The 19,908-nt window shown below is 67.1% G+C and carries 23 protein-coding genes; 12 read left to right on the forward strand and 11 right to left on the reverse strand.

Going from position 1 to position 19,908, the window contains the following annotated elements; translation table 11 throughout:
• The first annotated feature begins 15 nt into the window (after positions 1-15).
• Positions 16-1,089, forward strand: coding sequence for a hypothetical protein (locus AC1RNQ_RS12260; RefSeq protein ID WP_493171434.1), 1,074 nt, complete (start codon positions 16-18; stop codon positions 1,087-1,089).
• Here AC1RNQ_RS12260 and AC1RNQ_RS12265 read toward each other — a convergent pair.
• From AC1RNQ_RS12265 to AC1RNQ_RS12275, 3 genes are all read right to left on the reverse strand, one after another.
• Positions 1,067-1,411, reverse strand: coding sequence for a DUF2794 domain-containing protein (locus AC1RNQ_RS12265; RefSeq protein ID WP_493171435.1), 345 nt, complete (start codon positions 1,409-1,411; stop codon positions 1,067-1,069). The genes AC1RNQ_RS12260 and AC1RNQ_RS12265 overlap by 23 nt on opposite strands.
• Complete coding sequence (gene cysE, locus AC1RNQ_RS12270; RefSeq protein WP_493171436.1) at positions 1,411-2,121, reverse strand: serine O-acetyltransferase; 711 nt, start codon at positions 2,119-2,121, stop codon at positions 1,411-1,413. The genes AC1RNQ_RS12265 and cysE overlap by 1 nt, the downstream gene beginning before the upstream one ends.
• Before the next feature lie 83 nt (positions 2,122-2,204).
• Positions 2,205-2,858: a hypothetical protein gene (locus AC1RNQ_RS12275; RefSeq protein WP_493171437.1), complete on the reverse strand. Its 654-nt coding sequence runs from the start codon at positions 2,856-2,858 to the stop codon at positions 2,205-2,207.
• Positions 2,859-3,080: 222 nt separating this feature from the next.
• Here AC1RNQ_RS12275 and AC1RNQ_RS12280 point away from each other — a divergent pair, with 222 nt between their 5' ends.
• The 3 genes from AC1RNQ_RS12280 to AC1RNQ_RS12290 are packed head-to-tail and all read left to right on the forward strand — an operon-like array spanning position 3,081 to position 6,210.
• Positions 3,081-4,985, forward strand: coding sequence for a TadE/TadG family type IV pilus assembly protein (locus AC1RNQ_RS12280; RefSeq protein ID WP_493171438.1), 1,905 nt, complete (start codon positions 3,081-3,083; stop codon positions 4,983-4,985).
• Positions 4,982-5,581: a TadE/TadG family type IV pilus assembly protein gene (locus AC1RNQ_RS12285; protein ID WP_493171439.1), complete on the forward strand. Its 600-nt coding sequence runs from the start codon at positions 4,982-4,984 to the stop codon at positions 5,579-5,581. Before AC1RNQ_RS12280 ends, AC1RNQ_RS12285 begins: the two co-directional genes overlap by 4 nt.
• Positions 5,575-6,210, forward strand: coding sequence for a TadE/TadG family type IV pilus assembly protein (locus AC1RNQ_RS12290; protein WP_493171440.1), 636 nt, complete (start codon positions 5,575-5,577; stop codon positions 6,208-6,210). Before AC1RNQ_RS12285 ends, AC1RNQ_RS12290 begins: the two co-directional genes overlap by 7 nt.
• A gap of 204 nt (positions 6,211-6,414) precedes the next feature.
• On the opposite strand, the gene AC1RNQ_RS12295 is transcribed toward AC1RNQ_RS12290, so the two are convergent.
• The 4 genes from AC1RNQ_RS12295 to eno form a co-directional block, all read right to left on the reverse strand.
• Positions 6,415-7,821 carry a pyruvate dehydrogenase complex E1 component subunit beta gene (locus AC1RNQ_RS12295; RefSeq protein WP_493171441.1) on the reverse strand — a complete coding sequence of 469 codons (1,407 nt, stop codon included), beginning with the start codon at positions 7,819-7,821 and terminating at the stop codon, positions 6,415-6,417.
• Between the two features lies 1 nt (position 7,822).
• Positions 7,823-8,893 carry a pyruvate dehydrogenase (acetyl-transferring) E1 component subunit alpha gene (pdhA, locus tag AC1RNQ_RS12300; protein ID WP_493171442.1) on the reverse strand — a complete coding sequence of 357 codons (1,071 nt, stop codon included), beginning with the start codon at positions 8,891-8,893 and terminating at the stop codon, positions 7,823-7,825.
• Between the two features lie 131 nt (positions 8,894-9,024).
• Positions 9,025-9,360, reverse strand: a complete 336-nt coding sequence (locus tag AC1RNQ_RS12305) for an FtsB family cell division protein (RefSeq protein ID WP_493171443.1) — start codon at positions 9,358-9,360, stop codon at positions 9,025-9,027.
• A 608-nt stretch (positions 9,361-9,968) separates the two neighbouring features.
• The gene (gene eno / locus AC1RNQ_RS12310; RefSeq protein ID WP_493171444.1) at positions 9,969-11,243 is read right to left on the reverse strand and encodes a phosphopyruvate hydratase; all 1,275 of its coding nucleotides are present in this window, start codon (positions 11,241-11,243) and stop codon (positions 9,969-9,971) included.
• Between the two features lie 214 nt (positions 11,244-11,457).
• Here eno and AC1RNQ_RS12315 point away from each other — a divergent pair, with 214 nt between their 5' ends.
• From AC1RNQ_RS12315 to AC1RNQ_RS12335, 5 genes are all read left to right on the forward strand, one after another.
• Positions 11,458-11,991, forward strand: a complete 534-nt coding sequence (locus AC1RNQ_RS12315) for a hypothetical protein (protein WP_493171445.1) — start codon at positions 11,458-11,460, stop codon at positions 11,989-11,991.
• A 72-nt stretch (positions 11,992-12,063) separates the two neighbouring features.
• Positions 12,064-12,456 (forward strand): phage holin family protein, encoded by a 393-nt coding sequence (locus AC1RNQ_RS12320; protein WP_493171446.1) that lies wholly within the window; start codon positions 12,064-12,066, stop codon positions 12,454-12,456.
• On the forward strand, positions 12,456-12,839 hold the full coding sequence (locus AC1RNQ_RS12325) for a hypothetical protein (RefSeq protein ID WP_493171447.1): 384 nt from the start codon (positions 12,456-12,458) through the stop codon (positions 12,837-12,839). The genes AC1RNQ_RS12320 and AC1RNQ_RS12325 overlap by 1 nt, the downstream gene beginning before the upstream one ends.
• On the forward strand, positions 12,823-13,197 hold the full coding sequence (locus AC1RNQ_RS12330; RefSeq protein WP_493171448.1) for a hypothetical protein: 375 nt from the start codon (positions 12,823-12,825) through the stop codon (positions 13,195-13,197). Before AC1RNQ_RS12325 ends, AC1RNQ_RS12330 begins: the two co-directional genes overlap by 17 nt.
• Before the next feature lie 82 nt (positions 13,198-13,279).
• Positions 13,280-13,495, forward strand: a complete 216-nt coding sequence (locus AC1RNQ_RS12335; protein WP_493171449.1) for a DUF4170 domain-containing protein — start codon at positions 13,280-13,282, stop codon at positions 13,493-13,495.
• Positions 13,496-13,628: 133 nt separating this feature from the next.
• On the opposite strand, the gene AC1RNQ_RS12340 is transcribed toward AC1RNQ_RS12335, so the two are convergent.
• The 4 genes from AC1RNQ_RS12340 to AC1RNQ_RS12355 all read right to left on the reverse strand — a co-directional run bounded on the left by AC1RNQ_RS12340 (position 13,629) and on the right by AC1RNQ_RS12355 (position 18,082).
• Positions 13,629-13,907 carry an ETC complex I subunit gene (locus AC1RNQ_RS12340; RefSeq protein ID WP_058809769.1) on the reverse strand — a complete coding sequence of 93 codons (279 nt, stop codon included), beginning with the start codon at positions 13,905-13,907 and terminating at the stop codon, positions 13,629-13,631.
• Positions 13,908-14,056: 149 nt separating this feature from the next.
• The gene (gene hrpB / locus AC1RNQ_RS12345; RefSeq protein WP_493171450.1) at positions 14,057-16,522 is read right to left on the reverse strand and encodes an ATP-dependent helicase HrpB; all 2,466 of its coding nucleotides are present in this window, start codon (positions 16,520-16,522) and stop codon (positions 14,057-14,059) included.
• Entirely contained in the window at positions 16,519-16,905 is a 387-nt protein-coding gene (locus AC1RNQ_RS12350) for a DUF1801 domain-containing protein (protein ID WP_493171451.1), read from the reverse strand. The genes hrpB and AC1RNQ_RS12350 overlap by 4 nt, the downstream gene beginning before the upstream one ends.
• Positions 16,906-17,068: 163 nt before the next feature.
• Positions 17,069-18,082 (reverse strand): polyprenyl synthetase family protein, encoded by a 1,014-nt coding sequence (locus AC1RNQ_RS12355; protein WP_493171452.1) that lies wholly within the window; start codon positions 18,080-18,082, stop codon positions 17,069-17,071.
• A gap of 104 nt (positions 18,083-18,186) precedes the next feature.
• On the opposite strand from AC1RNQ_RS12355, the gene AC1RNQ_RS12360 reads away from it, so the two are divergent.
• Genes AC1RNQ_RS12360 through AC1RNQ_RS12370 form a run of 3 tightly spaced genes read left to right on the forward strand, consistent with a single transcriptional unit; the run spans position 18,187 to position 19,904 of the window.
• Entirely contained in the window at positions 18,187-18,474 is a 288-nt protein-coding gene (locus tag AC1RNQ_RS12360) for a chorismate mutase (RefSeq protein ID WP_058809773.1), read from the forward strand.
• The gene (locus AC1RNQ_RS12365; RefSeq protein ID WP_493171453.1) at positions 18,471-19,160 is read left to right on the forward strand and encodes a glutathione S-transferase N-terminal domain-containing protein; all 690 of its coding nucleotides are present in this window, start codon (positions 18,471-18,473) and stop codon (positions 19,158-19,160) included. Before AC1RNQ_RS12360 ends, AC1RNQ_RS12365 begins: the two co-directional genes overlap by 4 nt.
• A complete protein-coding gene (locus AC1RNQ_RS12370; RefSeq protein ID WP_493171454.1) occupies positions 19,161-19,904 on the forward strand; it encodes a hypothetical protein in 744 nt (247 codons plus the stop codon). It abuts the gene before it with no gap.
• Positions 19,905-19,908: the final 4 nt, after the last annotated feature.

The raw sequence follows: 19,908 nt of genomic DNA on the forward strand, positions 1-19,908 counted from the left end.
GAAGGACGACCCCAAATGTATAGCGAAAGCGACCTGCAAGCAGCGGTCGACGCAAAGGTCATGACGCCGGAGGCCGTAGCCGCCTTCCGGGCGCATATCGCGTCGGTGCGCGCCGCCCCCGGGGCGGACGAGGAATCATTCCGCCTCATCACCGGTTTCAACGACATCTTCGTCAGCATCGCCGCGGTGATCCTGCTCGTCGCGGTCGCGTGGATCGGCCAGTCGATCCACACCGCGCTCGCGGGCATCTTCGTCGCCGCCTCGGCCTGGTTCCTCGCCGAATATTTCACGCGCAAACGCCGCATGGCGCTGCCCAGCATCGTGCTCGTCCTCGCCTTCGCGGGCGGCGTCTTCGCCTCGATGGTCGGCTTCCTCGTCGAGCATGGCGAGGCGATCTTCGGCAACCGCCCCGACGAGACCGTCGGCGCCGTCATCGTCGGCGCGATGGCGCTGATCACCGCGGGCGCGACCTGGTTCCACTGGCGCCGCTTCATGGTGCCGATCACCGTCGCCGCCGGCACCGCCGCGCTCGCCGCCACCGCGGTCGCGCTGGTGCTGTCGATCACCGGCGTGCCGCAGAACGGCGGCGAAATGCTCGTCATGTCGCTGGTGCTCGTCGCGGGCCTCGGCGTCTTCGCGCTCGCCATGTGGTGGGACCGCAGCGACCGGGTGCGCCAGACGCGCCGCAGCGACGTCGCCTTCTGGCTCCACCTGCTCGCCGCGCCGATGATCGCGCATCCGATCTTCCACCTGCTCGGCGTCACCGACGGCAGCAATATCGGCAGCGGCGCCGCGGTGCTGGTGGTCGGCGTCTATATCCTGTTCGGGCTGATCGCGCTGGCGATCGACCGCCGCGCGCTGCTCGTCTCGGCCCTCGCCTATGTGCTGTTCGCGCTGACCGAGCTGTTCCGCACCTTCGGCGCGGTCGAGCTCAACGTCGCGCTGACCGCCTTCGTGATCGGCTCGGCGCTGCTCCTGCTCTCGGCCTTCTGGCAGAATGCGCGCAGCGTGGTGGTGGGCTTCCTGCCCGCGAACCTCGCGAACCAGCTGCCCGCCACGATAGCGCCTACTCCGATACCAGCTTCATAAGCTTGCGTTCGACGGGGGCGAGCACATTCGAAAGCTCGTCCCCGCGTTTCAGGACCGCCCCGGCTTCGGAGACAAGGGCCCACATGCCCTGCCGGCTCCGCAGCGCGGGGCGTTTCTCTATGCGATATTCGGGGCGCTCGGCGGCGCGGCGGAAGCAGGAAAAGACCGCGACGTCGCGCTGGAAATCCATCGCATAGTCGCGCCACTTCCCCGCCGCGACCATGCGGCCGTAGAGGTCGAGGATGCGCGTCAGTTCGTGGCGGTCGAACGCCGTCTGCTGGGGCAGCGAGCGGTTATGCGGCCAGGGGGTGACGATCCCCATCAGGCGCGGCTACGCCCCTTGCGCGGTGCGGGTTCGCCGGCGACGACGGCCTCGCGCTCGGCCGCCAGCGCCGCGAGCTGCTTCTGCAATTGCTCGAGCTGGCACTGGAGCAGCTCGACCTTTTGCGTCGCGGGGTCGAAACTCTCGTTGCACGTACCATAGGGGATGAACTCGCGGGCATATTCGCTGGCGTCGACCAGGGTCGAGCGCGCGGGGATGCCGACCATCACCGCCCCCTCGGGCACATCCTTGGTCACCACCGCATTGGCGCCGATGCGCGCGCGGGCATTGACCGTCACCGGGCCCAGAATCTGTGCGCCCGACCCGACGATCACGTCGTGCGCCAGCGTCGGGTGGCGCTTGCCGCCGATGCCGTTGGCGGGGTCGGTGCCGCCCAAGGTCACGCCCTGGTAGATCGAGACATTGTCGCCGATCTCGGCGGTCTCGCCGATCACCACGCCGAAGCCATGGTCGATGAACAGATGCCGCCCGATCTTCGCACCCGGGTGGATGTCGATCGCGGTCAGGAAGCGCGCGAAATGATTGACGAAGCGCGCGAGGAAGAAGAGGTCGGCCTCGAACAGCCAGTGCGCGATGCGGTGCATGCCGACCGCGAGCAGGCCCGGGTAGAGCATGATTTCCCAGCGCGAGCGCGGCGCGGGGTCGCGCGCCTTGATCGAATCGAGATAGGCGACCAGCCCGTTGAACATCAAACGTCCCCTGCGACCCTATTATGTACCGCAGTAAATAGATGTTCGGCGCCGCCTTTTCCAGCCCCGGTGCATTTTATTCGTCAGCGCCCCAGCAATCCGACGCGAAACAGCAACACTCCCTCGCTTCGCCAGCGCCGCTCGCCGTCGCGCTTCGCGATCGCCGCCGCCCAGCGGTCGAGCATCAGCAAGGCGCGGTCGCCCGCGAACGAACGCCGCGCCGCCAGCGGCGCGCGCGCCGCCGCGAACAGCGCCCGCGCCGCCGCCGGCTCCTCCTGCTGCACCGCGCCCCACAACAGGCCCCAGCGCCGCCCGCGCGGATCGTCGCCGCCCTGCGCCGAAGACAGCGCGAACAGCCGCGCCCCAAAGCGCTCGGCGGCGTCGCGGCGCCCGTGGTCATCCTCGGCGAGCAGCATCGCCTCGGCGGCATCGACCAGCGCGTCCAGCCCCGCCTGCCCGCCCCAGGTCGTGCCGAGCACGGCGAGCAAAGGCTCGCCCTTCGGCAGCGCCGCGGGATCACTCGCCAGCATCGCCATCATGTCGCGCCACCAGGCGAGCTTGATCTGTCCGATCAGCGGTTCGCGCGCCTCGCGCAGCAGCCGCGTCAGCCGTGCCGCGAGCGCCCACAGGCTGTCCGCCGCCGGGCGCCAGCCGCGCGCCACCGCGACCATCACGCGCGGATCGCGCAGGTCGGGATAGAGCGCGTCGTCGGCGCCGTCGGAGGGGGCGGTCGTCATGCGCCGCACCGCTAGCACCGCGCGCGCGGCGACCCAAGCGCTTCCTCGCCGGCTTCGTACCGTCCCGCCCTGGGACAGGCGAAGGCGAAGAATCCCGGCTTATTGGGCGATTCGGCCGCGGATTAACCATCTGCCTTAGCCCCGCCCTTACGACGCGCGCCCTAGTTGAGGGACGGTGGAAAGCGGCGGGGGCGCCGCGCGACAGGGGACACAGGGACCGTCATGGCGTCACAGCCTGCCCTTTGGCGCCGCTTGCGGCGCGACCAGCGTGGCAACACGCTGATCATGGTCGCGGGCATGCTGCTGCCGCTCGTCGCCTTCGTCGGGTCGGGGATCGACGTCAGCCGCGCCTATATGGCCAAGACCCGGCTGCAGGCCGCCTGCGACGCCGGCGTGCTCGCGGCACGCAAGGTGTCGGGCACCGGGCTGACCGACGATGGCCGCAAGGTCGGCGACGAATATTTCAACGCCAATTTCGGCCAGAGCAGCTTTGGCAGCCGCGACGTCGAATTCGCGCTGACGCAGAACGGCTCCGAAATCATCGGCGCCGCCTCGGCCAAGCTCGATACCGCGGTGATGCGCGTCTTCGGCCAGCATGTGATGGCGCTCGGCGCCAATTGCCGCGCGATGCAGGAAATCACCAACACCGACGTGATGTTCGTGCTCGATACGACGGGGTCGATGAAGGACGTCAATCCGGGGGACAGCGTCTCGCGCTTCGACGCGATGAAGGACGCGGTCACCCGCTTCCACGGCGAGCTCGAGGCGGTGAAGCCAAGCGGCGCCATCATCCGCTACGGCTTCATGCCCTATACCTCGACGGTCAACGTCGGCTATTCGCTCGATCACGACTGGATGGTCGACAACGCGACCTACCAGTCGCGGCGGATCGTCTCCAACAACTCCAAGGACGGGTTGACGCAATACGCCCGCAACGACGTCAGGAATGGCGGCACCGCCAGCGAGCAGCTCGAATCCACCTATCCCGCGGTCTATAATGACGGCGGCGAGAGCGGATTGTCCTATTACAGCTGCCCGAGCAAGCCGGCGGGCGACGCGACCTACAAGAAAACACTGATTTCGACGCGCACCGAGCCGGTGACGACGCCGGCCCCGGGAACCCGAACGATCGAGACGTTCAACGAGGTGATCAACGGCACCACCTATCGCGCCGTGCTCAACGGCACGACCTGCGAGGTTCGCGCGACCGACAACGATAATTACGACCATAGTTTCGAGTGGGTGACCGAGCCCGTCGGCCTGACCGAGATCATCTGGGAATATGCCCCGATCACCTACGACGTGAAGAAGCTGCGCGGGCTGACCGAGGGCGGGTCGGTCAAGGCGAAGATCAACAACGACGGCACCAACCGCGAAATCCTCTGGGGCGGCTGCATCGAGGAGCGGCGCACCATCGCGGCCGAAAGCTACGACCCGCTCCCCGCCGAAGCGCTCGACCTCCAGATCGACCTCGTCCCCGACCCCGGCGACCCCGACACGCAATGGAAGCCGTCGCTGCCCGGGCTCGTCTTCATGCGCCCCAATGTCGATCCGGTCACCACCACCGCCAAATATGCCAATCTGGTCGACCATTGGTCGGGCCAGCGCTTCTGCCCCGCGCCCGCGCAGAAACTGCAGCCGATGGACGGCGCGATGCTCGAGGATTATCTCGAAACGCTCGTCGCGACCGGCGCGACGCACCACGACATCGGGCTGCTCTGGGGCGCGCGCTTCCTGTCGCCGACCGGCATTTTCCGCGCCGACAACAAGGGCGATCAGGTGCGCCACCTGATCTTCATGACCGACGGCTATATCTCGGTCGGGGTCAAGGAATATGACGCCTATGGACATCCCTGGCTCGACCGGCGGCGGCAGGCGAACCCCGCGGCAACGCCGACCGCGGCGATGCTCAACCAGGAGGTCGAGAACCGCTTCCTCGCGCTGTGCAAGGCGACGCGCGCGCGCGGCATGACGATCTGGATCGTCGCCTTCGGCACCGAACTCACCCCCGCGCTCGCGCAATGCTCGGGCGGCGACAAGGCGTTCCAGGCGGCGAATTCGGTCGAGCTGCAGGCGGCGTTCCGCAAGATCGCGGGCAAGATTTCGAAGCTGCGGCTCACCAAATGACCCGGCGCGGCCCCTTCCCCGCGCTGCGGCGTCTCATCCGCGACCGGCGCGGCGTCGCGGCGGTCGAGTTCGCCTTCATGGCACCGCTGTTCCTGCTCGCGACGATGGGCATCTTCGACCTCGCGTGGCAATATTATATGAAGGCGACCTTGTCGGGGATCGTCGAGGAAGCGGGCCGTTCGGCGACGCTCCAGGCCTTTGCGAGCAACCAGGATGCGCTTGACGAAGCCGTGCGCGCGCAGGTCCGGAACGTCTATCGCGGCATCCATGTCGATATCGAGCGCCGCGCCTATGCCGGCTATGGCGATGTCCGCACCCCCGAGCGTTTCACCGACGCCGACGGCAACGGCCGCTTCGACGACGGCGAATGCTTCTTCGACAGCAACGGCAATGGCCGCTGGGACGCCGACCCGTCGGCCGACGGCAACGGCCGCGCGAACCAGGTGGTCGAGTTCACGGCCAGCGTCGATTTCGTCCGCATCTTCCCGCTGTGGCGCATGCTCGGCCAGCCGCAGGTGACGAAAATCTCGGCCAGCACGCTGCTGCGCAACCAGCCGTACAGCGATGGCGAAGGCGGCCCGGAATCGATATGCTGACCCGCCTGAAAGCCCTCGCGCGCGACACAAGCGCGGGCGCGGTGATCGAGACCGCGATCCTGCTGCCGACGGTGCTGTTCCTCGGCCTCGGCGGGATCGAGCTCACCAACCTCGCGCTCGCGCATATGCGCGTCAGCCAGGCCGCTTCGGCGCTCGCCGATGCCGCCTCGCGCGTCAGCATCGACACCGGCGCCGCGATGCCGCAAATGCGCGAGGCCGACGTCAACGAACTGCTGCATTCGATGCTCGAACGCCACGCGAGCCTGGAGCTCGAACGCGACGGGCGCGTGATACTGTCGAGCCTCGAACAAAATGCCGAGGGCGGCCAGTGGATCCACTGGCAGCGCTGCGCCGGGCACAAGGATTTTCCGTCAAGCTACGGCATCGAGGGCACGGGCAAGACGGGCACGCACTTCACCGGCATGGGCGAAGACGGCCAGCGCGTGAAGGCGCCGCGCGGCACCGCGGTGATGTTCGTCGAGATCGCCTACGACTATCAGCCGCTCGCCTATGGCAGCTGGATGGGGCCGCAGGAGATCCGCTACACCTCCTCCTTCCTCGTCCGCGACGAGCGCGACCTCGGGCAGATCCACAATCCGGCGCCCGAGGCGAAGGTGGCGGCGTGTTGAGGGGGCGGTAGTGGCAACCTAAAAGCCCTCTCCCCTTCAGGGGAGAGGATAGCGCAGCTTGCTCCGCCAGGAGCTAGCGAAGCTTGGAGAGGGGCTTGGCCGCTGACGCAGCAAACCCCCTCTCAACTCCGGCTAGCCAGCAGGCTGGCAAGCCTGCGTATCTCTCCCCTGAAGGGGAGGTCGAACTTTCGCTCGAACGAAGCTCTACCGGTTACAGACCGCCTTCACCGCCTTGATCACACGCGGCGTATCGACCAGCGCGGCCTTCTCCAGATTGGCGGCATAAGGCAGCGGCACATCCTCGTTGCACACGCGCATCACCGGCGCGTCGAGGTCGTCGAAGCCATGTTCCATCGCGACCATCGCAAGCTCGCTGGCGATCGAGCAGACCGGCCAGCCTTCCTCGACCACGACGAGGCGGTTGGTCTTCTTGAGGCTGGCGAGCACGGTGACGGTGTCGAGCGGGCGCAAGGTGCGCAGGTCGATCACCTCGGCGTCGATGCCTTCCGCTGCCAGCGCATCGGCGGCTTCGAGCGCGAGCCCGACGCCGATCGAGTAGCTGACGATGGTGACGTCGCTGCCCGCTCGCATGATCCGCGCCTTGCCGATCGGCAGCACGAAATCCTCGACCTCGGGCACGTCGAAGCTGCGACCATAGAGCAGCTCGTTCTCGAGGAAGACCACGGGGTCCTCGCTGCGGATCGCGGCCTTCATCAGCCCCTTGGCGTCGGCGGCGTCATAGGGCGATATCACGATCAGCCCGGGGACGCTGGCGTACCAGGGCGCGTAATTCTGGCTGTGCTGCGCCGCGACGCGCGATGCCGCACCGTTCGGCCCGCGGAAGACGATCGGGCAGCGCATCTGGCCGCCCGACATATAATTGGTCTTCGCCGCCGAGTTGATGATGTGATCGATCGCCTGCATCGCGAAGTTGAAGGTCATGAACTCGATGATCGGCTTCAAACCGCCCATCGCCGCGCCCGCGCCGAGCCCCGCGAAACCATATTCGGTGATCGGGGTATCGACGACGCGCTGCGGGCCGAATTCCTGGAGCAGGCCCTGCGTCACCTTGTACGCGCCCTGATATTCGGCGACTTCCTCGCCCATCACGAAGACGCGGTCGTCCTTGCGCATTTCCTCGGCCATCGCGTCGCGCAGCGCTTCGCGGACGGTGGTCTTGACCATAGCCGTGCCCTCGGGAATCGCGGGGTCGGAAGCGCGTTCGGTCGCTACGGGCTTTTCCGCCGCTGGAGCAGGCGCGGAACTTGCCGTCGCCCCCGCGGAGGCGGGGGCCGCTGGAGTTGGTTCGCTGCTGGTAGCGGCCCCCGCCTCCGCGGGGGCGACGTCCTTAGCGGGCGCCGCTTCTTCGCCCTCGCCCGTGATCGTCGCGATCACGGTGCCGACCTTCACATTGTCGGTGCCCTCGGCGACCAGAATCTGGCCGATTATGCCCTCATCAATGGCTTCGAACTCCATCGTCGCCTTGTCGGTCTCGATCTCGGCCAGGATGTCGCCCGACTTCACCGTGTCGCCTTCCTTGACGAGCCACTTGGCGAGCGTGCCCTCTTCCATCGTCGGCGACAGCGCCGGCATCTTCAATTCGATGGCCATCTCAATATTGCTCCACCAGCACGTCGGTATATAGTTCATGCAATTCGGGTTCGGGCGCGCTTTCGGCGAAGTCCGCGGACTCGGCGACGATCTGGCGGATCTCCTTGTCGATATCCTTGAACTTCTCCTCGGTGATGCCCGCATCGGTCATCAGCTTCTTGAGATGCTCGATCGCGTCCGACTTGTCGCGCACCGCCTGCACTTCCTCGCGGCTGCGATATTTGGCGGGGTCGGACATGGAGTGGCCGCGGTAGCGATAGGTCTTGAGCTCCATCAGCACGGGGCCCTTGCCCGCGCGCACCCATTCGAGCGCCGCCTCGGCCGCGCCGCGCACCGCGAGGACGTCCATGCCGTCGACCTGCATGCCGGGGATGCGGAAGCTTTCGCCGCGGCGATAGAGCTGGTCCTCGGCGCTACTGCGGTTGACCGAGGTGCCCATGGCGTACTGGTTGTTCTCGATCACGAAGATGATCGGCAGCTTCCACAGCTCGGCCATGTTGAAGCTCTCATAGACCTGGCCCTGGTTCGCGGCACCGTCGCCGAAATAGGCCATCGCGATACCGCCGTCGCCGCGGTACTTGTGCCCGAACGCCAGCCCGGTGCCGAGCGACACCTGCGCGCCGACGATGCCGTGGCCGCCGTAAAATTTCTTCTCGACGCTGAACATGTGCATCGACCCGCCCTTGCCGCGCGAAATGCCCGCGGCGCGGCCGGTCAACTCGGCCATGATCACCTTGGGATCGATGCCGTAAGCGAGCATATGGCCATGGTCGCGGTATCCGGTGATGACGCTGTCCTTCTCGCCGTCGAGCGCGGACTGCAGCCCGACCGCGACGGCCTCCTGGCCGATATAGAGGTGGCAGAAACCGCCGATCAGCCCAAGGCCATAGAGCTGCCCCGCCTTCTCCTCGAAGCGGCGGATCAGCAGCATCTCGCGATAGAATTTTTCGAGCTCCTCGGGCGTCGCGTCATAAGGCGCGGGGTCGCGCGGCTTTTCGCGGTTGGCGGTGGGCGCTGGGGTGGAAGCGACTTTTTTCGGCGCGGCAGTCTTACGCGCGGGTGCTTTGGCCAAGGCGGGTTCCTTTTGGGTTAGCCGTTACGGCAGCGCCCCCTATAGGACCGCCCAGCCATGCTTGGCAACGCCCGCTTGGACCGCGAACGGGTGCACCATTACGTATGCAGCAAGGATAAGAAAGCGGCGCCTCAGCGCGCCGCTACGTCGCTCTCGGGCGCCATCGGGATCGCGACCTCGTCGGGGTGCATCACGCCCAGCTTCTCGCGCACATATTCGTCGGCGAGGTCGGGGTCGACGCGGCGCCGGTCGAGCAGGTTGACGCGGTTCTTGAGCTCGTCCTGCTTCTTGGTCAGCGCGGCGAGCACGACGCGCTGCTTCTCGACCGACTGGCTGTAATCGCCCCAGGCATAGAGGCCGGTCGGCCCGAAGATCGCATAACCGATCATCGCCAGCACCGCGAGGACGGCGACGGTGGGACCGATGGCCCGGTTCACCGATTTCCGTACTTTGTGGCGCTGCGTCATCACATCGCTTGAATCACAAGTGATTCGCCGGGTCAAGCGCCTATACTTTGCTTTTCCACACGATAGTCTGTGCATCGGATCAACAGGGGAACCCATCGATGCGCCCGATTCTCGCCGCCCTTCTGCTCGCCACCGCCGAGGTCGACGGGAGGCAGCTTGGTCGGGGCACCGCTGCCTGGCAATAATCGCCGACGATTGACGCCGATCCTCCCCGGAACGGGGAGGGGGACCACCGAAGGTGGTGGAGGGGCACAGGCGCCGCTGCGCCACGTCTTAACAAGACAACCCTGAAAAGTAACTCACAGTCGTGTACAGGCACTCATCTTCGACAAGCGGTCATCCAAAGCTGCGAAAAATCTTGCGACTGGTCGGATAGCACCGCATCGCCTTCGATCGCGCTGACGCCTCCGACAACGACAAATCGCTGCGGCCCCGACATCCCTCCAAAGCTGTTCTTGGCGTTGACTTTGCCGCAATAGCTTCCGTTTTACGTGGCCTCTCGCGCTTTTGCTGCTTTGACATATGCAGAATCTTTGCTGTCGTCGCTCACAGCCTGCGCCCCTCCACCATGCTCCGCATGGTCCCCCTCCCCCGTTGGGGGAGGATCACTACCCGAAAATCGACGCCCCCGGATAGCGCGCCATGTCGCCCAGCTCTTCCTCGATGCGGATCAGCTGGTTGTATTTCGCGAGCCGGTCGGAGCGCGCGAGGCTGCCGGTCTTGATCTGGCCGCAGTTGGTCGCGACCGCGAGGTCGGCGATCGTCGAATCCTCGGTCTCGCCCGAGCGGTGCGACATTACCGCGGTGTAGCGCGCGCGGTGCGCCATATCGACTGCGTCGAGCGTTTCCGACAGCGTGCCGATCTGGTTGACCTTGACCAGCAGCGAGTTGGCGAGGCCGTCCTTGATGCCCTGCCCCAGCCGCGCCGGGTTGGTGACGAACAGGTCGTCGCCGACCAACTGGCACTTGTCGCCGATCAGGTCGGTGAGCGCCTTCCAGCCGGTGAAATCATCCTCGCTCATGCCGTCCTCGATCGACTTGATCGGGTAATCGGCGACCAGCGCAGCGAGATAGTCGGCCATCTGTTCGGGGCTGAGCGACAGGCCTTCGCCGCTGATCTCATACTTGCCGTTCTTGAAGAATTCGGTCGCGGCGCAGTCGAGCGCGAGCACGACGTCGCTGCCGAGCTTGAAGCCCGCCTGCTCGACCGACGCGGCGATGAAGTCCAATGCGTCGCGCGTCGAGGCGAGGTTCGGCGCGAAGCCGCCCTCGTCGCCGACGGCGGTCGCGAGGCCCTTTTGCGACAGGCCCTTTTTCAGCGTGTGGAAAATCTCGCTGCCCCAGCGCACGGCCTCGGCGAGGCTGCCCGCACCGACGGGCATGATCATGAATTCCTGCACGTCGATCGGATTGTCGGCATGCTCGCCGCCGTTGATGATGTTCATCATCGGAACGGGCAGCGTGCGCGCCGAGACGCCGCCGACATAGCGGTAGAGCGGCAGGCCGCGCGCATCGGCCGCGGCCTTGGCGGCGGCGAGGCTGACGCCGAGGATCGCATTGGCGCCGAGGCGGCCCTTGTTGGGGGTGCCGTCGAGGTCGATCATCGCCATGTCGATCTCGCGCTGATCCTCGGCGTCGAGGCCGATCAGCGCGTCGGCGATCTCGCCGTTCACCGCCGCGACCGCCTTGGTCACGCCCTTGCCCAGGTAACGTGCCTTGTCGCCGTCGCGCAGCTCGACGGCTTCGTGCGCGCCGGTCGACGCGCCCGAGGGCACCGCGGCGCGGCCGAAGCTGCCATCCTCCAGCAGCACATCGACTTCGACCGTGGGATTGCCCCGGCTGTCGAGGATTTCGCGGCCGTGGATGTCGATGATGGCGGTCATGGATGGTCGTTCCTGCTGGCGGCCGACACGGCCGAGGTCGAAAGGCGCCCGCCTGTTATCGGCGCCCTGCCCTTAGTGCAACCGCTCGCATTGGTATTTTTGGGGGAATTTTGCGGCGCTATGGAACCATTCACGCTGTGTTGCTATATTATCGCAGAGACAGGGACAGGCGCGGTCCGTTAGGACGCGTCCGGATAAGAGAAGAGGACGAACCATGGCCAAAGCCGCTACTCCCGCCAGCAAGCCCACCCCGAAGGCGCCCGCCAAGCCCGCCGCCACCAAGGCGGCGCCCGCAAGCAAGCCCGTGAAGGCGAAAGCGGCCAAGGAACACCCGATCCGCGACCAACTCGCCGCCACCGGCGCCACGATCAAGAGCGAAGCGTCGAAGAAGGCCGCCTCGCTGAAGGCCGATGCCGCGACGCTGGCCGACCAGGCCTCGACCGAGGCGCGGAAAGCCGCGACCAAGGGCAAGGACAAGGCCGCCAAGGCCGTCGGCAACCTCGCCAAGATGCTCGAGGACAGCGCGGGCACCGTCGACAGCAAATTCGGCAAGCAATATGGCGACTATGCGCGCTCGGCCGCCTCGACCGTCGCCGGGCTCGCCTCGTCGCTCGACAAGAAGGATCTCGACGAACTCGCTGCGGCGACCAAGGATCTGGTCAAGAAGAACCCGGCGGTATCGGTCGGCGCGGCCGCGGTGATCGGCTTCGTGCTCGCCCGGATGCTCAAGGGTTCGAGCAGCGACTGATCCCGACCCAGCGAGATGCCGCCCGTAAAGCCTGAACCCCCTGCCCCCTCGGATGAGGGCACGCTCAACCGCGTGAGCCACGGCTATGCGCCGGGCGGGCGTCCCGTGACGCAGCCGCCGGTGCCGCTCGAAAAGATCGTCGGCGACGTCGTCGACAATCTGCGGGCGACGGCGGAGGCGGAGGTCGCGCTGCTCAAGGCGCGCGGCGCGCTCGCCTATCACGGCGTCGGCTGGACCTCGGCCTGGGGCTTCGTCGCGGGCAGCGCGCTCGTCGTCGCGATGCTCGCGCTCGCCTTCGGGGCGATCCTCGTGCTGGCGCAATATGTCGGTCCGCTGCTCGCAACGCTGATCGTCGTGGCGGCGCTGCTGCTCGTCGCCGCCTTCTGCGGGTGGCGCGCGCGGCTCCATTATGGCGACGTCAAGGCCGCCTTCCGCGACAATTTCCTGCCCGGGGAGGACGACTGATGCGCCCGTCACGCGCCCGCCTGGTCAACGCCGCGCGCCGTGCGATGATCCAGCGCGCCGAACTCGGGCGTAAACTCGGCGTCGCGGGCGATGCGTTCAAGCCCAAGTCACTGGTCAAGCGCGGGAAATATCGCGCCGGCGTCGCCGTCGACGATGCCGCGGACGCGGTGCAGAAACAGTTCAGGGACAACCGCCTGCCGATCGCGATCGCGGCGGCGGCGGGGCTCGCCTGGCTCTTCCGCGAACCGATCAAGGAACACGCCCCGCGCCTCGGCCGCAAGCTGCGCGACCTCGCCGAAGCGGGGCTCGACAAGATCCGTCCCAGCCACGACGTGGACGACGATAGCGACCTTATGGAGGACCATGATGAAGCCGCTCAGTGAAACCGCCCGCGAAACCACCGCGAAAGTAAGTGAAGTTGCGCAGAAAACCGCCGAAAATGCGAAGCAGACCGCCGAGGCGGCGAAGGCGCGCATCCAGGACGGTTACGGCCGCGCCCGCGCTGCGACGAGCGAGTTCGCCGCGAAGGGCGCCGAGCAGGCCGCGGTCGCCCGCGACGCCGCCGGCGAAGCGCTCGCCAAAGGCAAGGTGCAGGCCAAGCGCGCCAATTCGAAGCTCAAGGACGTTGCCGAGAAACAGCCGATCGCGCTCGTCGCGGGCGCCGCGGCGATCGGCGCGCTGCTCGGCGCGCTGCTGCCCAAGGGCGGCGGCGGCGGCAAGAGCGACGATAGCGAGGCTTGAGCCGGCCTTGCCCGAACGGCGCGGCGCTGATAGGGGGCGCGGCTTCTCCCCTCCCCAGCGCTAACCCGCAAGGAAAGCCCCTATGAGCAAATTGCACCTCGTGTTCGGCGGCCGCGTCAGCGACCCGCAGGGCCTCGACTTCGTCGACCTCCACAACCTCGACGTCGTCGGCCTCTATCCCGATTACAAGAGCGCCGAAAAGGCGTGGCGCAGCGCCGCCCAGCGCACCGTCGACGACGCCGAAATGAAATATGTCGTCGTCCATTTGCACAAGCTGCTGCAGCCCGAAGCGGAATAATCGCTAACCGCCGCCATCAACACCCCGTTCGCCCTGAGCTTGTCGAAGGGCCGTTCCTTCTTTGCAACGTCGCCAAGAGAAGGACAGTGCTTCGACACGCTCAGCACGAACGGAGTTGGTTGGTCCGTCGTCCTCAGCGAAAATTGTCGGCGTAGGCCTGGATCTTGAGCTTGCGCTCGGGCGTCGCGATCACCTCGGCATCGATCCCGTTGCGCTCCGCATAAGCGACCGCCTCTTCCTGCGTCGCAAAGCCCAGCCGCAGCTGACGCTGCGTGTCGCCGCTGCCCGCCCAGCCCATCAACGGATCGGCCTTGCGCGCTTCGGCAGGCGCGAACTCGAGCATCCAGCGCTGCGTACCCGCACGCCCCGACTGCATGGCGTTCTTGGGCTTCTGGAAAATGCGCGCCTTCATAATCTCGTCCTTGGATGGAGCCTTTGCCGCGCCTTAGCGCCAAGCTGTGGCTGCGAAAAGAGGAAACCCTGTCGCCCCCGCGGAGGCGGGGGCCGCTAGAGGCTTGGCGCGAGGCTGCCAACGACCCCCGCCTTCGCGGGGGCAACAATCTATTGCCCATCCCTTCGCGCCTGCGCCGCCTTGGTGAGCAAAGTCGGCCGTGCGGTCGCCGGGTCGTCGGGCCAGCTGTGCTTGGGATAGCGCCCGCGCATCTCACGCGCCACCTCGTGCCAGCTGCCGCTCCAGAAACTGGCGATGTCGCGCGTCGTCTGGATCGGGCGATGCGCCGGCGAGGTCAAAGCGAGCACGAGCGGCACCGGCGGTTCGCCGACGGTCGGATGGCGCGCCAGCCCGAACATCTCCTGCACCCGCACCGACACCTGCGGCCCGCCGTCGGCGCCGTAGTCGATCTTGTGCTGGCTGCCCGCGGGCGTCGCATAATCGTCGGGCGCGCGCTTTTCGAGCAATTGCCGCGCCGGCCAGTCGAGCAGCCCCATCAGCGCGTCGGTCAGCCGGCGGTCGCCGATATCACGCAGCCCCCGGCATCCGGGCAGCAACGGCGCGAGCCAGATGTCGATGCTGTCGGCGAGCGCCGCAGTCGACAGCGCGTCGATCCCGGCAAAGGAAGCGCGCAGCCGCAAGGCCTGCGCAGCCGGCGCCCAGCCGATCAGCCCCAGCCCCTTTTCGCGCACCGCCGCGAGGCGCAGCGCGGCATCGTCCCCGGCGCTCTCGTCCCGCGCCGCCTTGCCGCTGGTGAGCGCGATCGCGCCGAGACGCCGTTCGCGGCGATGATCGACGCGGTCGTTCGCCGCGTCATAGCTGCTGCCCGAATGAGCGACGATGCGGTCCGCAAAAATGGCCTCCACCTCGACCTGCGCGATCGGCGCCGCGGCGAGGATGCGCACGCCGGCGGCATGGCCCTGCGCATCGGCGATGGCGAGCCAATCATGGCCCGCGAGCGGATCGACCGGGTCGAGCTTGTAGGCGCGCCCGCCGACGCTGAGATATTCGCCGCGCTGCCCAGCGCGCTGCCGCGCGACACGGTCGGGCCAGGCGGTCGCGATCCAGCCGCCGACCGAGCGCGAGGTCAAGGGGGCGCCATCCTCGACCCGCTTCTCGGCCAGCGCCGCGAGCCGCCGCGCGAGCCGCCATGCGCCCTCGGCGCGGTCGTTCCGTGAGCCTTTCCAGCGCTGGAGCCGCGCCTCGACATCGACCCCGCGCCCGCCGAGCCCCGGTTCGGTGAGCAGCACCGCGAGCCGCGCGGCAAGTTCGGCCTCGCCCGCCGCCGCGGCGTCGAGGATCATATGCGCCAGCGGCACCGGCAGCGGGATCGCGGCGAGCGCATGGCCGTGCGGGGTGATCCGCCCGTCGGCGGCGAGCGCGCCGATCGCCTGCAGCCGCGTCTTGGCCTCGGCAATCGCAGCGGGCGACGGCGGGTCGAGCCAGCCCAATTGGCGCGGGTCGATAATGCCCCAGCTCGCACAGTCGAGCACGACGGGCATCAGGTCGTTCTCGTGGATTTCGGGCGGGTCAAAGGGTGGCATGCCGGCGGTCGCCGCCGCCTCCCACAGACGGTACGCGACCCCCGGCCCTTGCCGCGCCGCGCGCCCCGCGCGCTGCGTCGCCGACGCTTGGCTCGCGCGCTCGGTAACCAGCCGCGCGATGCCCGCCGCCTTGTCGAAGCGCGGGCGCCGCGACAGGCCGGCGTCGATGACGATGCGCACGCCGTCGATGGTCAGGCTGGTTTCGGCGATGCTCGTCGCGAGGATGAGCTTGCGCTTGCCGCCGGGGTCGCGGACGAGCGCCGCGCGCTGCAGCGCCGGGTCGATCTGGCCGTGCAGCCGGTGGACGACGAGCGGCAGCCGCGCCTCCTCGACCGCGGTCGCCGCGCGTTCGATGTCGCCCGCACCGGGCAGGAAGGTCAGCATGTCGCCCTCGGGCTCGTCGGCGAGCGCCTGCCGCACCGCAGCCAGCACGCTCGCCTCGAGCCGCTCCTCGCCGCGGCGGCCTACGTGGCGCAGCTCGAGCGGCCAGCTCTTGCCATCGCTCCGCACCACCGGCGCATTGCCGAGCAAAGCGCCGAAGCGCGCGCCGTCGAGCGTCGCCGACATGGCGACGAGGCGGAGATCGTCGCGCAGTCCCTGCTGCGCATCGATCGCCAGCGCCAGCGCGAAGTCGCCGTCGAGGCTGCGCTCATGGACTTCGTCGAACAGCACCGCAGCAACCCCCGCCAGTTCGGGATCGTCGAGGATGCGGTTGCGGAACAGGCCCGGCGTCATCACCAACAGCCGCGTGTCCTTCGACTGCTTGCTGTCGAGGCGCGTCGCATAGCCCACGAGGTCGCCGACCTTCGTCCCCGTTTCCTCGGCGATGCGCTCGGCGGCGGCGCGCGCCGCGAGGCGGCGCGGCGATAGCAGCCACACCGCGCCCTTGCACCAAGGCTGCTTCAATATTTCAGGCGCGACGCGCGTGGTCTTGCCCGCGCCCGGCGGCGCGACGACGACGACATTGGGCTTCAGCGTCAGCGCCGCCATGATGTCGGGCAGCACCGCGTCGATCGGCAGGGTCAGGCTCATGTCCGTGTCGACGGATTGCCGAGTTCGAAATTAAGCCGGTACGCCTCCGCCGCGAGCCGTTCGACGAGCGCCGGATCGACGACCGTCTCCTCGGTCATCACCAGATTGCCGAGCTCATATTTGCCGCTCGCCTTGATCCGCGGTTCGATCTCGCGCAGCCTTTTGCCGCGCCAGAAGCCTAGCAGCACGCGATGCTCCTCAGCGCGGATCAAGATGCACGGACCATTCGCCAGGAAGAGGAGATTGGTCCATTTGATCGTCTCTTCAAAGGCGGCCGCGCGCATGACGGCGGCGCGGAGCATCTGACAGCGCTCAAGCTGCCAACCGGAAAGCGCAGCAATATAGGCATCGGGATTTTCCGCCGCCGGGCCCATCATCGCCATTCCACGCTCTCCCCGTCGATCGACGTAAGCCCCTCCCCTTCAGGGGAGGGGTTTGGGGTGGGGTTTCGCTGCCTTGCCCCAGGCCGATGGACCCCACCCGCTACGACTAGGGAACAAGTTCCCAAGTCTCGCTGCCCTCCCCTGAAGGGGAGGGAGGATTAAACTAATAAGCGCGCGCGACCGCGAAGGCGACGGCCTCGGTCAGCGCCGCTTTGGCCTGGCTCGCGCGGAAGCCGCCGATCGCGTCGACCGCGCGCTGGCCATAATGGCGCGCTCTCGCGAGCGTGTCGGCGATCGTGTCATGCTTGTGGAGCAGCGAGGTGGCGTAGGCGAGATCCTCGTCCGACGTCCGGTGCCCGACGATCGCCTGTTTCCAGAAGTCGCGCTCTTCGGCGCTGCCGCGGGCATAGGCGAGGATCACCGGCAGCGTCACCTTGCCGTCGCGGAAGTCGTCGCCGACGCCCTTGCCCATCGTCTCGGCGTCCGAGACATAGTCGATCGCGTCGTCGACGAGCTGGAAGGCGACGCCGAGGTTGCGGCCATAGCTGTCGAGCGCCGCCTCGACCCCGTCGTCGCGTTCGGCGACCACCGCGGCGATCTTGCACGCGGCGGCGAACAGCTCGGCGGTCTTGGCGTTGATGATCGCGAGATACTGGTCCTCGCTCGTCTCGATGCGGCGCTGGGCGGAGAGCTGGTTGACCTCGCCCTCGGCGATCACCGCCGACGCGCGGCTCAAAATCTTGAGCACTTTCAGCGAGCCGTCCTCGACCATCACCTCGAAGGCGCGGCTGAACAGGAAGTCGCCGACCAGCACCGACGCGCTGTTACCCCAGATGATGTTTGCGGTCTTGCGGCCGCGGCGAAGGTCCGATCCGTCGACGACATCGTCGTGGAGCAGCGTCGCGGTGTGGATGAACTCAACCGCAGCGGCGAGCTTGCAGTGGCGGCGGCCCGGATAGTCGAGCAGCTTGCCGCAGGCGAGCGTCAGCATCGGCCGCATCCGCTTGCCGCCGCCCGCGATCAGATGGCCCGCGAGTTCGGGGATCAGCGGCACTTCGGACTGCATGCGGTCGAGGATGACCGCGTTGACCTCGTTCATGTCGGCGGCGACGAGCGCCATCATCGGGTCGAGCGAAGGCGGCTTGTCGCCGTGGAGGCGGTGGATTTCGGCACTCATGACGCGGCGAGCCTTGGCCCCGCAAAGGCCATTTTGCAACGACTTTCGGCTTGCCAGCGCCCCCCGCGCGGTGCCAAGCGTGCCGGGTATAAGAGGAGCCGACCATGGACGACCAGCTGAGCCGTTATCGCCAGAGCATCGACAATATCGACGCGGCGCTCGTCTATATGCTCGCCGAGCGGTTCAAGGTGACCAAGGCGGTCGGCGAACTCAAGGCGCGCGAGGGCCTGCCCCCCGCCGATCCGGGCCGCGAGGAGCGCCAGATCGGGCGGCTGCGCGAACTGGCGCGCGACGCCGACCTCGATCCTGATTTCACCGAGAAATTCCTGCGCTTCATCATCGAGGAAGTGATCCGCCACCACCAGAAGGCCAAGAGGGAGCAGGACGCATGAGCCATCCGATCTTCGCCAAATGGCCCGCGCAGCATCCCGACCGGCTCCAGCTCTTCTCGGCCCCGACGCCCAATGGGGTAAAGGTCGGCATCATGCTCGAGGAAACCGGCTTGGCGTATGAGCCGCACCGTGTCGACATCATGGCGAACGAGAGCCACGACCCGGCCTTCCTCGCGCTCAACCCCAATGGCAAGATTCCGGCGATCCTCGATCCGAACGGGCCCGGCGGCAAGCCGCTGGCGCTGTTCGAATCGGGCGCGATCCTGATCTATCTTGCGGACAAGTCGGGCCAGTTCCTCTCGGTCAATCCCGCGACGCGCTACGAGACGATCCAGTGGCTGATGTGGCAGATGGGCGGCGCCGGGCCGATATTCGGCCAGCTCGGCTTCTTCCACAAATTTGCCGGCAAGGACTATGAGGACAAGCGCCCGCGCGACCGCTACGCGGCGGAATCGGCACGGCTGCTCGAGGTGCTGAACGACCGGCTGGCGACGCGCGAATGGATCATCGACGAAGGCTACAGCATCGCGGACATTTCGCTGCTCGGCTGGGTGCGCAACCTGATCGGCTTCTATGATGCGGCGGAGATCGTCGGATTCGAACGGTTCGGGCATGTGCAGCGCTGGCTCGATGCGGGGCTGGCACGGCCGGGGGTGCAGCGCGGGCTGGTGGTGACGGCGGCGTAAATGGGCGCGGCAGCACAGGCCCTACGAACGATCGCCGCGGCATCGCTGATGCTTATGGCTACGCCCGTAACGGCGCAGGCCGATGTCGAAAGCGAAGAGGAATTCGACGACGCACTCGTCCATTCGGACGTCCCGCTATACGGCTATGAAGACGGCCTCATTCCGGAGCATTTCACCGACAAGGACAGCTTCGGCTGCATGAGCCGGATCGCACTCGGCGATTGGACGTTGAAGCGCAACGACATGCCCGGGGATAGCGACCCCGAATGGCTACGGCTCCGAAATTACGGCGTCTTTCATTGCGCCATCGTAGAGAGCAAAGCCTATTCGCGCGACGACCTTGGAAAGAGCGGATACCGTTATTCCTTCTTCGTCAAGATCGGCGCAACCAGCCGCGACGGCAAGCCCGTCGAACTATGGGTGCTGCAATCGGGAACGCGCCCGGGAAGCGATTATTTGCTGCTGGCGCGGACGGCGGCGGACGGCATCATCAACGCTTTCGACGTGCTGCAATCGCGATGCCCTGACGCGAAGCGTCGCGAAGGGCCCGCGATGGATTTGTGGCCTACCGACTATTGCGCCATCAATTCACAGCGCGAGCTTGTGACTTTGGCAAAGGCGATGGCAGCGCGCCCACCGCTGGCCAAGCTGACTTTCGTCGGCGATGTGAAAGAGGATGACGCCCCGGAGGCGGCCGATGCCGGTGCCGAAGCGGAAGTCGAACCGCCGCTCATTCGCGAGTAAGAAC

The sequence above is a fragment of the Sphingopyxis sp. GW821-FHT12F08 genome, from assembly GCF_058806755.1.

Coding starts and splice junctions, on each gene's coding strand:
- AC1RNQ_RS12260 (WP_493171434.1), top strand. CDS start 16: ATGTATAGCGAAAGCGACCTGCAAGCAGCGGTCGACGCAAAGGTCATG.
- AC1RNQ_RS12265 (WP_493171435.1), bottom strand. CDS start 1,411: ATGGGGATCGTCACCCCCTGGCCGCATAACCGCTCGCTGCCCCAGCAG.
- cysE (WP_493171436.1), bottom strand. CDS start 2,121: ATGTTCAACGGGCTGGTCGCCTATCTCGATTCGATCAAGGCGCGCGAC.
- AC1RNQ_RS12275 (WP_493171437.1), bottom strand. CDS start 2,858: ATGACGACCGCCCCCTCCGACGGCGCCGACGACGCGCTCTATCCCGAC.
- AC1RNQ_RS12280 (WP_493171438.1), top strand. CDS start 3,081: ATGGCGTCACAGCCTGCCCTTTGGCGCCGCTTGCGGCGCGACCAGCGT.
- AC1RNQ_RS12285 (WP_493171439.1), top strand. CDS start 4,982: ATGACCCGGCGCGGCCCCTTCCCCGCGCTGCGGCGTCTCATCCGCGAC.
- AC1RNQ_RS12290 (WP_493171440.1), top strand. CDS start 5,575: ATGCTGACCCGCCTGAAAGCCCTCGCGCGCGACACAAGCGCGGGCGCG.
- AC1RNQ_RS12295 (WP_493171441.1), bottom strand. CDS start 7,821: ATGGCCATCGAATTGAAGATGCCGGCGCTGTCGCCGACGATGGAAGAG.
- AC1RNQ_RS12305 (WP_493171443.1), bottom strand. CDS start 9,360: ATGACGCAGCGCCACAAAGTACGGAAATCGGTGAACCGGGCCATCGGT.
- eno (WP_493171444.1), bottom strand. CDS start 11,243: ATGACCGCCATCATCGACATCCACGGCCGCGAAATCCTCGACAGCCGG.
- AC1RNQ_RS12315 (WP_493171445.1), top strand. CDS start 11,458: ATGGCCAAAGCCGCTACTCCCGCCAGCAAGCCCACCCCGAAGGCGCCC.
- AC1RNQ_RS12325 (WP_493171447.1), top strand. CDS start 12,456: ATGCGCCCGTCACGCGCCCGCCTGGTCAACGCCGCGCGCCGTGCGATG.
- AC1RNQ_RS12330 (WP_493171448.1), top strand. CDS start 12,823: ATGAAGCCGCTCAGTGAAACCGCCCGCGAAACCACCGCGAAAGTAAGT.
- AC1RNQ_RS12335 (WP_493171449.1), top strand. CDS start 13,280: ATGAGCAAATTGCACCTCGTGTTCGGCGGCCGCGTCAGCGACCCGCAG.
- AC1RNQ_RS12340 (WP_058809769.1), bottom strand. CDS start 13,907: ATGAAGGCGCGCATTTTCCAGAAGCCCAAGAACGCCATGCAGTCGGGG.
- hrpB (WP_493171450.1), bottom strand. CDS start 16,522: ATGAGCCTGACCCTGCCGATCGACGCGGTGCTGCCCGACATCATGGCG.
- AC1RNQ_RS12350 (WP_493171451.1), bottom strand. CDS start 16,905: ATGGCGATGATGGGCCCGGCGGCGGAAAATCCCGATGCCTATATTGCT.
- AC1RNQ_RS12355 (WP_493171452.1), bottom strand. CDS start 18,082: ATGAGTGCCGAAATCCACCGCCTCCACGGCGACAAGCCGCCTTCGCTC.
- AC1RNQ_RS12360 (WP_058809773.1), top strand. CDS start 18,187: ATGGACGACCAGCTGAGCCGTTATCGCCAGAGCATCGACAATATCGAC.
- AC1RNQ_RS12365 (WP_493171453.1), top strand. CDS start 18,471: ATGAGCCATCCGATCTTCGCCAAATGGCCCGCGCAGCATCCCGACCGG.
- AC1RNQ_RS12370 (WP_493171454.1), top strand. CDS start 19,161: ATGGGCGCGGCAGCACAGGCCCTACGAACGATCGCCGCGGCATCGCTG.